Below are 14773 nucleotides of genomic sequence, written 5' to 3' on the forward strand. Positions count from 1 at the left end.
AATCTGGGTCACGCGGAACGGCAGCCCCGCGCGAAGGCTTGATTGACATTTTGGCGGTAATAGCGGCCTTCTTGCTGCCTTGCAACGGTGCACTTGCATCATTTGGCGCGTCGTTTAAGCACGGTCTGCCGCAGAAGGGCATCAGACAGGGATATCGAGGATCATGGGCGCAGGAAAAATAGCATTTCAGGGCGAAAGTGGTGCCTATTCGCAGGTCGCCTGCGGGCTTTATGCGCCGGGGCTGGAGCCGCTGGCCTGCGCCACGTTCGAGGAAGCATTCGACGCCGTCTCCCGCGGGCTGGCCGACAAGGCGATGGTGGCGGTGGAGAACTCCCTCGCGGGGCGGGTCTCCGACGTCTATCACCTGCTGCCCGATACCGACCTGTCGATCGTCGATGAACACTTCCTGCCGGTCCATCACCAGCTGATGGTGGTCAAAGGCACTGACCCGGCCGGGATAAGGACCGTGCGCAGCCATGCCATGGCGCTCGGCCAGTGCAGGGGCGTGATCGCCCGGCGGGGCCTGAAGCCGGAAATCGCCGGCGACACGGCAGGCGCGGCACGACAATTGTCGGAGACCGGCGAGCGGGATGTGGCGGTCATCGCCTCGGCACTCGCGGCAGACCTCTACGGGCTTGAAATCATCGAGGCCGATGTCGAGGATGCCGGGCACAACACGACCCGCTTCATGACCATGAGCCGCGAGCCGGAATTTGCAACGCGAGGCGACGGCAAGGTTATCACCAGCTTCGTCTTTCAGGTGCGCAACATCCCGGCGGCTCTCTACAAGGCGATGGGCGGGTTTGCGACCAATGCGGTCAACATGACCAAGCTGGAAAGCTACATGCGCGATGGCGAGTTCACCGCGACCATGTTCTATGCCGATATCGAGGGCCACCCGGACGAGGAACCGGTGCGGCTGGCGCTGGAGGAGTTGAGCTTTTTCTCTTCAACGCTGAAAATACTCGGCGTCTACAAGGCCGACCCGTATCGCGAGAAGGCGGGGCGGTAGTTCCTCTCAAAATATCCACTTTGCGCTTTCCCCGCCGGTGATATTATCAGCCGGTTTCGGGGTAGGATTTTTCAGTGGAAATTATAGCGCCTTACGCTTCGTGGATCGTCGGTCTGCTTCTTGTCGTGCTGTTCGTCGCCTTTGCGCGGGAATGGCGCCCGCCGGAAGTCAGCGCGGGAATGATCGTCGCGATCCTTCTGCTGCTCGGTCTGCTGACGGAGAAGGAATTCTTAAGCGTTTTTTCCAACTCGGCCCCGGTGACCATCGCGGCGATGTTCGTCATCTCTGCCGCGCTGGTGCGTACCGGCGCACTCGACCGGCTGGCGGAGGCGATGACCGGACCCGCCCAGCGCTATCCGGTGCTGGCGGTGGCTGTCTTCCTGCTTGTCGTCGCCGTGCTGTCAGCCTTCATGAACAATACACCGCTCGTCATGCTGATGATCCCGGTCGGGGTGAAACTGGCGGGCGAGATCAATGGCAAGGCGTCGGGCATCCTTATTCCGCTGTCCTATGCGGCAATCATGGGTGGCACCTGCACGCTGATCGGCACGTCCACCAATATCCTGGTCGATTCCGTTGCCCGCCAGCAGGGGCTGGCGCCTTTTCATATCTTCGAGATCGCGCCCTTGGGCGTGACCAGCGCAATCGTCGGCCTGACGGTGCTGATCGTGCTGCGGCGGCTGATGCCTGACCGGGAAAGCCGGCAGGACCTGGGCGCACGGGCAGCCTCATCGCGCTTCATGGTCGAGGCCGCGATCGAGGAAGGCTCGCCCCATATCGGCCGGAAGGCGCTGGAGGTTCCTTTCTTCAATCGCGGCAACACACGGCTGATCGACGTGCTGCGCGGCAGTGAATCCCTGCGCCGGGAAATGGACGCGGTGGTGCTGCAGGCAGGTGACGTCGTCGTGTTGCGCAGCCCGGTGCAGGATATCCTGTCGATGAAGGAATCAGGCGAGATGACAGCCGTCGACGATCACTTCCAGAAACTCGGCACGCGGGAATCGACCATCGTCGAAATCCTGCTGGTGCCAGGGGCAAAGATCCTGGGCAAGACGTTGCGGCATTTGCGCCTGCGCCGGCGCTATGGCGTCTATCCCATCGCGCTGCATCGCAGCGGGGAGAATTTTGCCGACCGGTTCGAACATGTGCCGCTCGCCGTCGGCGATACGATGCTGATCGAGGGCTCACCCACGGACCTGAAGCGCCTCGTCGATGACAATGATCTCGTCAACGTGGCCGAGCCGCGGGCGACGGGTTTCCGGCGGACAAAGGCGCCGATTGCGATTGCGGTGATCATCGGCGTTGTGCTGGCCGCATCCTTCGGTGTACTGCCGATTTCGATTGCGGCCATCGTCGGGGCGGTGACTGTGCTGGCGACACGGTGCCTGGAAGCCGACGAGGCGTTCCAGGCGATCGACTGGCGCGTGCTGATGCTGATCCTTGCCATGCTTGCCATCGGCGCGGCGCTAGATAAGACAGGGCTGATCTCTGACATCGTCGTGGCGCTGGAGCCGCTGATGGCCGGGTTGCCGCCGCTGGTCGCGCTTGCCGTCGTCTACCTGATCTGCACGATGCTGACGGAGATCGTGACCAATAATGCGGTGGCGATCATCATGACGCCGATTGCCATCGCACTGGCCGAGGGGCTGGGCGTCGATGCGCGGCCTTTCGTAGTAGCGGTGATGTTTGCCGCCAGCGCCAGCTTCCTGACGCCCATCGGCTACCAGACCAATACGCTGGTCTACAATGCCGGCGGTTATCGGTTCACGGACTATCTGCGCCTCGGCCTGCCCTTGTCGCTGTCGATGTTCATCGTGGCGATGGTGATGATCCCGCTGATATGGCCATTCTGATCTGGCCATTCTAGGTGACGCGCTGCTCACCGGAAAACCGGTGTCCACTTTTCCGGCAGCGCGTGCTGGCCGTTCCAGACTGAATATCTAGACCGTTGCTTCGCGCGGGATGAAGAAGTGGAATATCGTGTAGGCGATGCCGATCAGGCCAGGTATGAAGGCGATGCCGATGACAATCGGGCCTGAATAGTCGTCGGGCAGGAAGTATCCGCAAATGCCGAGACCGAGGGCCAGGGCAATCAGCAGGATGCCCCGGCGCAGGTCGGCATTGGGACCGATATTCTCCGTCGTCAACGCAGCGACAAGGGCCGGATCGACCGTGCCGTCCTTCTCTATCGTCGTCTTGATCGCCTCATAGACCAGCCGACGGTTGCGATGCCTGAAATAGAACGGCAGCGCGATGATCATCACGATGGCGGTGAAGAAGATCAGCGGGACGAGAATGGCGACTTCCATGACGGGCCTTCTTTGCGAGGGTTGGTCCTTTGGGGACTCATATCACGGTTTTTGCCAGCGGCGACAATGGCACTCTATTCTTTCACCCAGACTTCCATGAGCTGTCGTGCGATGGCGTATTTGGGTGGCACCCAGAGGTCTTCGCGCCGTTCGCCGCCGAGGAGGGTCGCAAGCTCGTCTTTCTCGACCCAGCGGGCGGCCTCGATTTCCTGCGGATCGAGCAGGATTTCCCAGTCTTCGGCCTGTGCGATGAAACCGACCATCAGCGAGGACGGGAACGGCCATGGCTGGGAGAAGACATAGCGCACATCGGTCAGGATGATGCCGACCTCCTCGCGGATCTCGCGGATGGCGCATTCCTCCAGCGTTTCGCCGGGTTCGAGGAAACCGGCGAGCGCGGAATACATGTTCGGCGGAAAGTGGGCGCCGCGGGCGAGCAGGCAATGGTCCTGCTTGACCGGCAATACGATGGCGACCGGGTCGACGCGGGGGTAATGCTCCGTACCCGACTCTGGCTCGATACGGCTGACGCCGCCGCCACGGATTTGTGTTGGCTTGCCGGTGCGGGCGCAGAACCGGTGACGGCGGTGCCAGTCGAGCATCCATGCCGCGTGGCCGAGGATCGCCAGCTCTTCCCGGCCGAGGAGGCCACCGGTTTCCCGCAAGGGGATGTAGGTGCCAAGGTCAGAGAAAGGCTGGTCCGGCGCGGCTGAGGCGTCGATAGCGGAATAGGGCACGTCATTCCACCAGCCGAGCAGGATGTGGGTGGCGTCCGACGGTAGCTCGCTGCGCGCTGCAGGGGACAGCCAGAGCGGTTCTTTCCGATCCGTGTCGATCAGCGGCTGGCCCTTGTGAAACACGACCATGCGGCCGTTTTCGGCGGTCAGCTGGGCGGCGACCCAGGCCTCGTCCTTGCGGTTTTCGGACAGGCGGTCGAGCGGGTTGCCGGTAAAGGCATTCGGGTTGATCACTGGCATGGAGCGCTATCTAGCATGGAATGGCGGGAAGGGGAGTGCGGCATGCAGGGAACGGCAGACACGTTTATTTGACCTGGTTTTGGTGCCGTAACGCCGATTTTCCTTTATGGACGGCATTTTTGCTGTATGGAGTGCCTTTCTGGCGCTGGCGACATGAGGTCCCGCGCCCGGGCCGCGCGATCAATCGTGATATACTGCGCCTGCCCGCCACCCCCTGAAAGAACAACGATGCCTGCCGATTTCAATACCGCGCTGCCGATTGCAGCCCCCCTCGCCGACGCCCTGAAACAGAAGGGGTATGACACGCTGACCCCGGTGCAGGAGGCAGTGATGGCGGCAGATGTCGGCACGCGCGACCTGCTGGTTTCCGCGCAGACCGGCTCCGGCAAGACGGTCGCATTCGGGCTGGCGCTGGCATCGTCGCTGCTGGAAGATGGTGAAAGCCTGCCGCGGGCCGATGCGCCGCTGGCGCTGATCATCGCACCGACCCGAGAGCTTGCCCTGCAGGTGAGCAAGGAACTTCAATGGCTCTATGCCGGGGCGGGCGGGCGCATCGCGACCTGTGTCGGTGGCATGGATGTGCGCACCGAGCGCCGGGCACTGGAGCGGGGCGCGCATATCGTCGTCGGCACGCCGGGGCGCCTGGTCGACCACATCAAGCGCCGGGCGCTGAACATGGACTACCTCAAGGCCGTGGTGCTGGACGAGGCCGACGAGATGCTGAAGCTGGGCTTCCGCGAGGAGCTGGAAGAGATATTGCAGGCGGCCCCGGAAAGCCGCCGTACACTGATGTTCTCGGCGACCGTGTCGAAACAGATCGCGCACCTGGCTGAGAGCTATCAGGACAAGGCGCTGCGCCTGAACACCATTTCCCGCCGCGAACAGCATGTCGATATCGACTATGTCGTGCACCCGGTCGGGCACAAGGACGTGGAGAAGGCGGTCATCAATTTGCTGCTCTATCACGATGCGCCGACGACGCTGGTCTTCTGCGCGCGGCGCGAGGGCGTGAACAAGCTGACGGCGCGGCTGACCAATCGCGGTTTTTCCGTCGTCGCGCTGTCCGGCGAGTTCAGCCAGAAGGAGCGCAGCAATTCCCTGCTGGCAATCCGCGATGGGCGGGCGCGCGTGTGTGTGGCGACGGACGTTGCCGCTCGGGGCATCGACCTGCCGGGGCTGGACCTCGTCATCCATGCCGACCTGCCGCAGAATAAAGAAGCGCTGCTGCACCGGTCGGGCCGGACAGGCCGGGCCGGGCGCAAAGGGGCGTCCGTGCTGATCGCACCGGGCCGGGCCCAGCGAAGGGCGGAGCAATTGCTGCGCGATGCCGGCGTGTCAGCGCAATGGACGCAGCCGCCGGGTACGGAGGATATCCAGCGCGTACTCGATAAGCGCGTGCTCGACCATCCGGCGCTGAGCGAGGACCTGGCTGAAAGCGATATGGACCTCGCCGAAGCGCTGGTCGAGAAATTCCCTGCGGAGAAACTGGCGGCAGCGTTCATCAAGCTTGCCCGCACGCGTCAGTCCGCGCCTGAGGACATGCAGGATGATGAAAGAGGCGGCTCGTTCGAGCCCGCCCCGCCGCGTGGCGGACGCGAACCGCGTGAGCCCCGTGGACCCAGAGAACCAAAAGCGCCGAAGCAGCGCCACCCGGATTTCGAGGACAGCGCGTGGATCGCCCTCGGCGTCGGGCGGGCGCGCAATGCCGACCCGAAATGGCTGGTGCCGATGCTGTGCAAGACAGGCGGCTTTTCAAAAAGTGCGATCGGCGCGATCAGGATCGGCGAGACGACCAGCTGGATCGAGCTGAAGCCGGATGCCGCCGACAGCATCATGGAAAATGCCGGACAGAACCAGATTATCGACAAGAGCCTTTATGTGACCCGGGCCGACGGGCCGGGCGAGGATGATGCCGGTATTGGCGGTGGTGGACAGGCTCAAGCCCCGCGCCCGCCGCGCAAGAGCAAGGTGGCAATCCGTCCGAAGGAAGAATGGTCGCCTGCGCCGGGCGACCCCGATGCGCCGGAGCCAAAGTTTCAACGCCGGCCGCGCAAGCCTGCCGCGCCCCAAGACGCAGAGGGCGGTAAGCCAAGTGGCAAGTTTGGAGGCGGCAAGCCAGAGGGTGGCAAGCCGGCCTGGGTGAAGAAGAAAAAGGGTCCGAAAAAGCCGCGCGGGCCAAACGGCGAGAAAAAACGCTCGCCGGGGAAGAAAAAGCCTAAGGGCTGAGCTGAGGCGATGGGTGTTTCACCGGTGTCGATCTGTCAAGGACGGCCCGAAGGGCCGCCGCCTCCGGCGGGCTGCGCTCCTTGACTGATCGCCGCCGGTAAAACAATTGCTCACCAAGCCTGTAAGGCAGAATCTGCCTTACAGGCTTCGGTTGACAACTTACCTACAGCGAGATCTCCGTCAGTCGATTGGTGGTGAGTGGGTAATGGATAAGACTTCTCAGCGAGCTTCAACTTGGCATTCGCCTTCATAGGTGAAGAGCGAATCGCCGTCCTCGGTCATCGTGCCATCGCCGTTGACCGTCAGCTTGCAGACGGTCGGCGGGCCGGCCAGCGTCTGGTCGAGAATGACGGTGCCGTTTGCCGTGCCTGTCGCCAGAAGCACCTCGAAAGAGAAACTGTCATCGAGCAGCAGCACCGGCTCTCCGCCCAGCACCGTGCCGGAGAAGACCTGATAGCCGCTATTGTTCAGCGTGCCCGCCGCGCCATCTATTACGGTGACAGGGTGATAAAGCACGGTGCCCGTCAGGTCGCCGGTCAGGGAGACGATGTCTGTGCTGCGGATGACAGCACCTGTCTCGGTTGGCGCCTCTGAATGTTTCACCGAGGTCGAGAAATAGTGGATGCCCTCGCCGGAGACGGGCTGCCATGGCGCTTCCTCGGCGGAGGCGCTTGTGATGGCAGCCAGCGATGCAGCGGCGGCTGTAAGGATGGTGGTGCGGCTCTTCATGATGCTCTCCCTCTGTTCGCCCTGAGTGTAGCTAGCATCACCACCAAGGGGAAGTGCGGTGGGTGTTTCACCGGTGTCGATCTGTCAAGGACGGCCCTTCAGGGCCGCCGCCTCCGGCGGGCTTCGCTCCTTGACTGATCGCCGCCGGTAAAACAATGGCTCACCAAGCCTGTAAGGCGGAATCCGCCTTACAGGCTTCGGTTGACAACTTAATCACACCGATAGCGCCGCCAGCTGAGAAGCTGCGAGCGTAAATGAAATGAGGAAGGCCCGTGACGGACATTCTTCCAGCGTTAAGCGCGAAAGCGACAAGCGTGGAAGCGCATATCGCCCGTCACGGCGGCATTCCGGTGCGCGGCCCTAAAGGAGCTCTCGCGCCTATCCGTCTGGACAGGATGCCGATCCCTGCCACGAACGCCGACGCGCGCCCGCTCCTCTCCCCGAAAGGGGCGACAGGGATGCCTGCTGGAGGGTGCCGCCCGCAGGTAAGGGCAGCATCATCCCCGTTTCCGGTCCTCACCGGCAACTTCACAAGCATAGCCGGGCCATACACCGCGGGGATAAGTTTACCCAAACGCCTGAAATCGCGATCTTTTTCCAGAGTCTCTGCCCCACCCCCTTGCATTCTGCCGCCCGAACGGCGATATCCACCGGTGGAAGGCTGGCGGACGAGCTCCTCGCCAACCCGGTCAGGTCCGGAAGGAAGCAGCCGCAACGAGTTTCCGCTCGGGTCGTTTCAGTCTTCCACCTCAGTTTTGTTTTCCCCTCACGACGTCAGGGCCATTTGAAGCGGGGCCGGTTCCGGTGCATAGTCAGCTGTGATGAGCGATTCCGAAACCAAAACCCCCTATCAGGTGCTGGCCCGCAAATACCGGCCGCAGAATTTCGATGACCTGCTCGGTCACGATGCGATGGTGCGTACGCTGAGAAATGCGTTCGCCTCTGGCCGCATCGCGCATGCATGGATCCTGACCGGGGTGCGCGGTGTCGGCAAGACAACGACCGCGCGGATCATGGCGCGGGCGCTGAATTATGAGACAGAAGACGGCATCGACCAGCCTACCATCGACATGGAAAAGCCGGGCATCCACTGCCAGGCGATCGCCGAGAGCCGCCATCCGGATGTGATCGAGATGGACGCGGCCTCGCGCACCGGCGTCGGCGACATTCGCGAGCTGATCGAGAGCGTGCGCTATGCGCCCGTGCAGGCCCGCTACAAGGTCTATATCATCGACGAGGTTCACATGCTGTCGAACAGCGCGTTCAACGCGCTGCTCAAGACGCTGGAAGAGCCGCCGCCCCATGTGAAATTCATCTTCGCGACGACGGAGATCCGCAAGCTGCCGGTGACGGTGCTGTCGCGGACCCAGCGCTTCGATTTGCGCCGGTTCGATCAGGACACGCTCGCCGATTACCTGCAGGGCATTTGCGAGAAGGAGAACGCGACAGTCGAGCGCGATGGCCTGTTGATGATCGCGCGGGCGGCGGAAGGCTCCGTTCGCGATGCGCTATCGCTGCTCGACCAGGCGATCATCCAGCATGCGACTTCCGGCGGCGAGGCGGTGACGGCGGGCGATGTACAGGACATGCTCGGCCTTGCCGACCGCTCGACCAGCTGGAACATGCTGGGCGCGGCGATGAAGGGCGAGGCGGCGGAAGCGCTGAAACTGTTCCGCCGGCAATATGATGCGGGCGCCGACCCGGTCGTCATCCTGCGCGACATGCTGGAGCTGGTGCACCTGCTGACACGGGTAAAAGCGGCAGGCGATGAAGCGGCCAGCCATGGTTCCGCCGGCACCGCCGAGGCGGTGCAGGCAAAGGGCATGGCCGACAAATTCCCCATGGCCGGGCTGACACGGGCCTGGTCGCTGCTGATGAAAGGCCTGCAGGAAGCGCAGGTCGCGCCTGACCCGGCTGCGGCAGGCGAGATGACGCTGATCCGGCTGTGCTATGCCGCTGACCTGCCAACGCCGGACGAGGCCGTGCGTATGCTGACAGAAGGCAAGGTAAGCGGCGGTGGGGCTGCGCCGCAGGGAGCGCCATCGGGCGGTGGTTCGGGCGGCGCCCGTGCCGTGTCCGGCGGTGCCGTGCGGCAGGAGGCGCAGCCGTCCAGCGCGCCGCAGGCGAACTATCGCAGTGCACCGAAAATGGAAGCGGCGAACCAGACCCGGCTGTCGAGCCTGAAGGATCTTGTAGCGCTTTGTTCACAGAATCGGGATGCGCGCCTGCGCCATGAGATCGAGAATTTCGTTCGTATCGTGAAATTCGAGCCGGGGGTGATCGATTTTCACCCGGCGGAAGGTGCACCGCGCAACCTGGCGGGCCGCATTGCCGCCAAGCTGAAGGACTGGACCGGCGAGCGCTGGACGGTGTCGATCAACACCCGGGAAAAAGGCGAGGACACGTTGCGCCATGACCGCGACAGCGTCGTTTATGCCCACCCGCTGTTCATCGCCGCGCGCGAGGCATTCCCCGAGATTCCCGACGAGAATGTACGGATCAAGCAGATCAGCGAGGATAATACGGCCTTGACCGCCGGGGCAGGCGAAGAGGGCGAGGACCTCGATGATCTGCCCGACTTGTCCGATGAGGTGGACCCGGACTAAAGTTTCCCTATGATGGGGCTATAAAGGGGCCTGTTATGGGGCCCTGATATGGGGAAGGTGCCGAGGGGGCAAGAATGCTGACTATTCGTTTTTCATGTGTCGTCGACAAGGGCGACATATTCGCCAATCAGTCCATGCGCTGGGCGCGCAGCCTGATCGAGATTGCCGGTGTCGAACCGCAGGATATCATCGTTCACCATACGCCGGAGACCGACCCGGACCGTGTCGCAGCCTTTGCCTCGCTCGGTATCCGGACCGAGGTGATAGAGCGCGTGTCGGAAAAACGTCCGCACATGAACAAGGTGGCGCAGTTGCGCACTCCTTTCCTTCAGCAGGCGGATCTTGCCGTGCTGTGCGATTGCGACACGGTGTTCGTCTCCGATCCCCGGCCCTATCTGAAACGCGGCCAGGCGGGGGCCGTCGTCGTCGACCTGCCGAGCCCGCCCATGAAAATCTGGAACCGCCTGCTCAAGCAGTCCGGGCTCGCTCGTCAGCGCGAAGATATCCCCGCCGGATCGGTGCCGGAGGTAAATACGCTGTTTGAAAACCGTAATGGCGGACTATATGTGCTGCCCGGCAAGATGCTGGCGCGTCTCGACCAGCACTGGCGCAAATGGGCGGACTGGACGGAAGAGCGTGCCGAACTGCTCGGCCAGCATGCGTTTCATGTCGACCAGATATCCTTTGCCCTGACCTGCCTGGAGCTGAAAATCGACCTTGCTCTGTTGCCGCGGGCGCTGAACTTCCCGACCCATCAGCCTGCGGAGAAAATCGGCAATGGGGCACCGGTGATGATGCATTACCATCGCGCGGTGGACAGGCGCGGCAGGCTGAAGCCGACCGGCCAGCCCGTCGTCGATAATGCGATAGCCCATGTGAATGCCAGGCTGTCCGCGCCGGCGAAATTCTCCCGCCGGCAAAAGCTGGTGCTGCATGTGGGATTGCCGAAGACAGGGACGAGTTCGCTGCAGTCATGGTGCTATAACCATCGTAAGGCGCTGGCGGGGCAGGGTATCTGCTATCCGACGCCGAACAGCGGCACGGCCATGCCAAAGCACCAGTTCATCGTCAACGACCTGCATAACGCCACGGTCGAGCGCACCGCGAAGGCGCTGGAGGAGAGCAGTGACGGGACACTGGTGCTCAGCACCGAGGGCCTGACCAACCATCTCTATGATTTCCGGCCCGCAGCCCTCGAAATGTTTCGTGAGCTGACGAAAGACCATGACATGACGGTCTTCCTCGTCCGACGCAAGCCTGAGGACTGGCTGAGATCATATCACAAGCAGTGCGAGACGAACCAGAAATCGGACCAGTATTGCTATGGGCAGGGGCTGACGCTGGAGGAATTCAGCCGGCAGCCGCGGATCGCGCGTTTCCTTGACAGCGAAGCGCTGCGTGCCGATTGCGTAGCCGCCTTTGGCGGTGCCGGGCTGGTCATGGCCGATTATGAGGATGACTGGGTCGGCAAGTTCTTCGATGTCTGCGGTTACGAGGCGCCGGGCGAGATCGTGCTGCCGCGCGTCAACCAGAGCCTGCCGGGCTGGCTGTTCGAGGGTGTAGTGCGCATCAACCGCCTGCCGCTGTCGCCGACCGAGCGTGCCGCATGGCTGGGCAGCCTGCATGTCTTTGCCTCGTCCAACCATGCAGGCCTCGCCAAATATGCCCGCACGGCGAAAAAGGAGGGGCACTGGGGTTCCATCGATCCGGCCCTGACCGGCCATGTGACGGGAGCCGAGCATGAATGGCGCGGCTATGGCACGCTGATCGCACAATTGCGCAAGGGCCTGGTCACAGACGTGACGAAAGAGCCGAAAAAGGGTCGCAAGAAGAAGGCCAGACTGGATGACCAACAGGGTGTCGTCGCTTGATAGTCTGCAACGTGTCTTGAAGAACGAGGAGACGGTGAATGATGTGGAAACCTGTTGCCCTGCTGCTGGGTTGTACGATGGCTGCGGTTGGCGTCGCCATGCCGGGCGCATCGGCACAGGAGACGGATGGAACGCGTATCGTCATAGCCGGGGATTCCACTGCATCGCCTTATCCTGTCGAGCGCCAGCCACAGGCCGGGTGGGGTCAGGCCCTGCAGTATTTTCTGGGGGATATTGCGGTGGAGAACCGTGCGGTCAGTGGCCGCAGCACGCGCTCTTACGTCGATGAAGGCAAGTGGGCGGCGCTGCTGGAGGCATTGCAGCCGGGCGACATAGTGCTGATCAGCTTCGGCCATAACGACCAGCGCGATGATGCGCCGGAGCGGTATGCCGAGGCGAACACGGATTATCGCGCCTATCTGAAGCAGTTCGTTGCCGATGTGCGGGCGCGCGATGCCCGCCCGGTGATCGTGTCTTCCGCCGCCCGCCGCCTGTGGGAAGGACCGGCCATGGTCGAGACCCATGGGCTCTATCGCTGGAATGCGCAAAAGGCCGCTGAGAAGACGGGGGCCGCCTATATCGACCTTGCCACCCTGTCGCTTGCCTATTTCGAGACGATCGGCCGGGAGGAGACCAAGGAAGATTTCCTGTGGCTGACGCCGGAAGACAGGAATGAGCGTCATCCGGACGGGGTCGAGGACAACACCCATTTCACCGCGCTGGGGGCCTGCGGGGTGGCAATGGTCGTCACACTGGCGCTGGCCGAAGAAGGCATTATCTCTGTCGAGACACCGTCCGCGGATGTGCCCGCCGACGCGCTGCGCCCGCAAGCGGTTACCGATTGCGCTGGGGCATTCAGTTGGGCACAACCCGGCTAGATCGATACTGGAAAGGAACAAGAGCGATGAAGAATTTCGGCGACATGATGAAACAGGCCTCGCAGCTGCAGGGCAAGATGCAGGAAATGCAGGAAAAGATCGCCGCGATGGAAGTCGAGGGCTCTGCCGGTGGCGGCATGGTCAAGGTCACCCTGACCGGCAAGGGCTATGCCTCGAAAGTCAGTATCGAGAAGGACCTGCTGAACGCCGAGGAGGGCGAGGTGCTGGAAGACCTGATCACCGCCGCGATCAACGACGCCAAGGCGCGGCTGGAAGAACAGTCGCAGGAAGAGATGAAGAGCCTGACCGACGGCCTGCCCCTGCCCCCGGGCATGAAACTGCCGTTCTGAATGGTCCCTCTCAGTGGGTGAGCGCGGTGATTGTGCGGTGGGAGAGGAGCAGGCACTTCAATCCTGGTTGCGAGATGGTTTTGCAAGTGAAAACGCAGTTGCATACCGGACGTCAAAATTAGGCCCTAGCGACTATTTTGTCCGTGTCGTCGTAATGGAACGGCGAGATACGGCCTTTGTTTACGACTACTCCGACAACGTGTCCGGTATGACTGAGGGCTGCAGGGTGAGCTCCGACATGCTCAGGCAAGCTGCAGCACAAAGTTTTGGATGGCGTCACGAAAATCCCCACTTGATGAGTGGCAGCTACACACGCTTGATGGCGGCAACATGGGGGGATGCACTACTTCTCCTTGCACTCGTGTTTCTGGGTATGCTCGGCTTCCAATTCGTTGATATCCCGTGGGACTTGGTTCCGGGTGAGGGTTGGGTGTCCGAACTGATAATTAAATTGATTGCACTGTTGGCGCTCATCGTTCCCTACTTCCTGATCAAATATTGTTGGGTGAAAGTGGACCGCAAGCTTGGCTCGAGCCGACATGCTGCGCGGACCAGGCGGTTTGATGAGGTTGTCTTTCGACAAGCCGGTGTGGAACGCACTCTGCGGCCTCTGTCTCATGGTGAGCTCGCAGAGATTAATGCGGACCACCTATCCATTCTGGATAGGTCGCATGAAAAGGCTTTCAGGCGGGAAATGATGGCTGGGCGCTACGCCTTTTCACCCCGGGCCTTTTGGTCGAGGTTTGTGTCGAAGCGCTACAAGAGAGTATTGGGGCCATTCAGTCCTTGGTGCAGGATGGCTTTCCTGCCTCGGATCAACAGCACAGCGACATACAGGGATTGTTATTCTACCGTATTAAGTCATTTGTGGATGGGCCCTTTCTATATTGGCATTCTAGGCATTCTCCTATGGGCAATTCTCGGCACCTTCGGTATTGGGAACGGCGATATAGACTTTACGTCTCCAATCGCGTTTGTCTTTGGGGTTACCATAGGCGCATATTACTTTTTACTCCTTATCCAGACGATAGCCCTCAGTGCATTGCGCCACAGGGTTTTGAAGTGGCGCAAGACCCGTCTTAAGGAAAGTCGTGCCAAGGCGCTCGCAATCGCGCGGGATATCTGCGAAAACCATTCCAAGACTGGAATTGTCAATCTCCACTATGCCGATAACTTTTTGACCCAAAAGAAAGCTGTCTGGTAATGCCCAGAACCCCCGCCGGACCTGAACTGGATCGTCTTATCTCGCTGCTGGCCAAGCTGCCGGGGCTGGGGCCGCGCTCTGCCAAGCGGGCGGCGCTGCACCTGTTGAAGAAGCGCGACGGCCTGATGGCGCCGCTGGCGGTAGCGCTGAAAGAGGCGGCGGAAAAGGTGACAGCGTGTTCGATCTGCGGCAATTGGGACTCGTCCGATCCGTGCCAGATCTGCGCTGACGAAGACCGCGAGACCGGGGTCATCTGCGTCGTGCAGGAGGTTGCGGATCTGTGGGCGCTGGAGCGCTCCGGTGCGCACAAGGGCAAATATCATGTGCTGGGCGGGGTGATCTCGCCGCTCGATGGCGTCGGCGCGGACGATCTCAATATCGCCTCGCTGGCCCAGCGGGCGTCTGCCGGCGGGGTCAGCGAGATTGTGCTGGCGCTGTCCGCCACGGTCGATGGTCAGACCACGGCGCATTATCTGGTAGAGCGGCTGGAAGGGCTGACGGTCGATATTACGCGCCTGTCCCATGGCGTGCCGGTCGGCGGCGAGCTTGACTATCTCGACGAGGGTACCCTCGCCGCAGCGATGAAATCCCGCCACAAGGCCTGAGGCGGA

At 62.0% G+C, this 14773-nt stretch carries 12 protein-coding genes and 1 other RNA gene; 10 read left to right on the top strand and 3 right to left on the bottom strand.

What is annotated here, in order from left to right; translation table 11 throughout:
* Positions 1 to 163 precede the first annotated feature (163 nt).
* The gene (locus FF098_RS00365; protein ID WP_155135758.1) at positions 164 to 1012 is read left to right on the top strand and encodes a prephenate dehydratase; all 849 of its coding nucleotides are present in this window, start codon (positions 164 to 166) and stop codon (positions 1010 to 1012) included.
* Positions 1013 to 1086: 74 nt separating this feature from the next.
* The gene (locus FF098_RS00370; protein ID WP_166426251.1) at positions 1087 to 2865 is read left to right on the top strand and encodes an SLC13 family permease; all 1779 of its coding nucleotides are present in this window, start codon (positions 1087 to 1089) and stop codon (positions 2863 to 2865) included.
* 87 nt (positions 2866 to 2952) lie between these two features.
* Here FF098_RS00370 and FF098_RS00375 read toward each other — a convergent pair whose 3' ends face one another.
* Complete coding sequence (locus tag FF098_RS00375) at positions 2953 to 3321, bottom strand: DUF6249 domain-containing protein (protein ID WP_155135761.1); 369 nt, start codon at positions 3319 to 3321, stop codon at positions 2953 to 2955.
* Between the two features lie 74 nt (positions 3322 to 3395).
* Positions 3396 to 4298 carry an NAD(+) diphosphatase gene (gene nudC / locus FF098_RS00380; protein ID WP_155135765.1) on the bottom strand — a complete coding sequence of 301 codons (903 nt, stop codon included), beginning with the start codon at positions 4296 to 4298 and terminating at the stop codon, positions 3396 to 3398.
* A 228-nt stretch (positions 4299 to 4526) separates the two neighbouring features.
* On the opposite strand from nudC, the gene FF098_RS00385 reads away from it, so the two are divergent.
* On the top strand, positions 4527 to 6524 hold the full coding sequence (locus tag FF098_RS00385; protein WP_155135768.1) for a DEAD/DEAH box helicase: 1998 nt from the start codon (positions 4527 to 4529) through the stop codon (positions 6522 to 6524).
* A 219-nt stretch (positions 6525 to 6743) separates the two neighbouring features.
* Here the strand turns inward: FF098_RS00385 and FF098_RS00390 are convergent, their stop codons facing one another.
* On the bottom strand, positions 6744 to 7253 hold the full coding sequence (locus tag FF098_RS00390) for a hypothetical protein (RefSeq protein WP_155135771.1): 510 nt from the start codon (positions 7251 to 7253) through the stop codon (positions 6744 to 6746).
* Between the two features lie 653 nt (positions 7254 to 7906).
* Between FF098_RS00390 and ffs the strand changes: the two genes are divergently transcribed.
* The 7 genes from ffs (at position 7907) to recR (ending at position 14767) form a co-directional block, all read left to right on the top strand.
* Positions 7907 to 8004, top strand: an RNA gene (gene ffs / locus FF098_RS00395) — signal recognition particle sRNA small type.
* Positions 8005 to 8074: 70 nt separating this feature from the next.
* A complete protein-coding gene (locus tag FF098_RS00400) occupies positions 8075 to 9859 on the top strand; it encodes a DNA polymerase III subunit gamma/tau (protein WP_155135774.1) in 1785 nt (594 codons plus the stop codon).
* 74 nt (positions 9860 to 9933) lie between these two features.
* Positions 9934 to 11730 carry a sulfotransferase family protein gene (locus FF098_RS00405; protein WP_155135777.1) on the top strand — a complete coding sequence of 599 codons (1797 nt, stop codon included), beginning with the start codon at positions 9934 to 9936 and terminating at the stop codon, positions 11728 to 11730.
* A 38-nt stretch (positions 11731 to 11768) separates the two neighbouring features.
* Positions 11769 to 12608: a rhamnogalacturonan acetylesterase gene (locus tag FF098_RS00410; protein ID WP_155135780.1), complete on the top strand. Its 840-nt coding sequence runs from the start codon at positions 11769 to 11771 to the stop codon at positions 12606 to 12608.
* A 26-nt stretch (positions 12609 to 12634) separates the two neighbouring features.
* Positions 12635 to 12958, top strand: a complete 324-nt coding sequence (locus FF098_RS00415; protein WP_155135783.1) for a YbaB/EbfC family nucleoid-associated protein — start codon at positions 12635 to 12637, stop codon at positions 12956 to 12958.
* A 13-nt stretch (positions 12959 to 12971) separates the two neighbouring features.
* A complete protein-coding gene (locus FF098_RS00420) occupies positions 12972 to 14162 on the top strand; it encodes a hypothetical protein (RefSeq protein ID WP_155135786.1) in 1191 nt (396 codons plus the stop codon).
* Entirely contained in the window at positions 14162 to 14767 is a 606-nt protein-coding gene (gene recR, locus FF098_RS00425) for a recombination mediator RecR (RefSeq protein WP_155135789.1), read from the top strand. Before FF098_RS00420 ends, recR begins: the two co-directional genes overlap by 1 nt.
* Positions 14768 to 14773: the final 6 nt, after the last annotated feature.

The sequence above is a fragment of the Aquisalinus luteolus genome (assembly GCF_009712425.2).
Lineage (GTDB): Bacteria > Pseudomonadota > Alphaproteobacteria > Caulobacterales > Parvularculaceae > Aquisalinus > Aquisalinus luteolus.

Bases quoted from the DNA above. Each gene is read 5' to 3' on its own strand.
- FF098_RS00365 (WP_155135758.1), top strand. From the start codon at position 164: ATGGGCGCAGGAAAAATAGCATTTCAGGGCGAAAGTGGTGCCTATTCG.
- FF098_RS00410 (WP_155135780.1), top strand. From the start codon at position 11,769: ATGATGTGGAAACCTGTTGCCCTGCTGCTGGGTTGTACGATGGCTGCG.
- FF098_RS00390 (WP_155135771.1), bottom strand. From the start codon at position 7,253: ATGAAGAGCCGCACCACCATCCTTACAGCCGCCGCTGCATCGCTGGCT.
- FF098_RS00415 (WP_155135783.1), top strand. From the start codon at position 12,635: ATGAAGAATTTCGGCGACATGATGAAACAGGCCTCGCAGCTGCAGGGC.
- FF098_RS00385 (WP_155135768.1), top strand. From the start codon at position 4,527: ATGCCTGCCGATTTCAATACCGCGCTGCCGATTGCAGCCCCCCTCGCC.
- FF098_RS00375 (WP_155135761.1), bottom strand. From the start codon at position 3,321: ATGGAAGTCGCCATTCTCGTCCCGCTGATCTTCTTCACCGCCATCGTG.
- FF098_RS00400 (WP_155135774.1), top strand. From the start codon at position 8,075: ATGAGCGATTCCGAAACCAAAACCCCCTATCAGGTGCTGGCCCGCAAA.
- nudC (WP_155135765.1), bottom strand. From the start codon at position 4,298: ATGCCAGTGATCAACCCGAATGCCTTTACCGGCAACCCGCTCGACCGC.
- FF098_RS00405 (WP_155135777.1), top strand. From the start codon at position 9,934: ATGCTGACTATTCGTTTTTCATGTGTCGTCGACAAGGGCGACATATTC.
- recR (WP_155135789.1), top strand. From the start codon at position 14,162: ATGCCCAGAACCCCCGCCGGACCTGAACTGGATCGTCTTATCTCGCTG.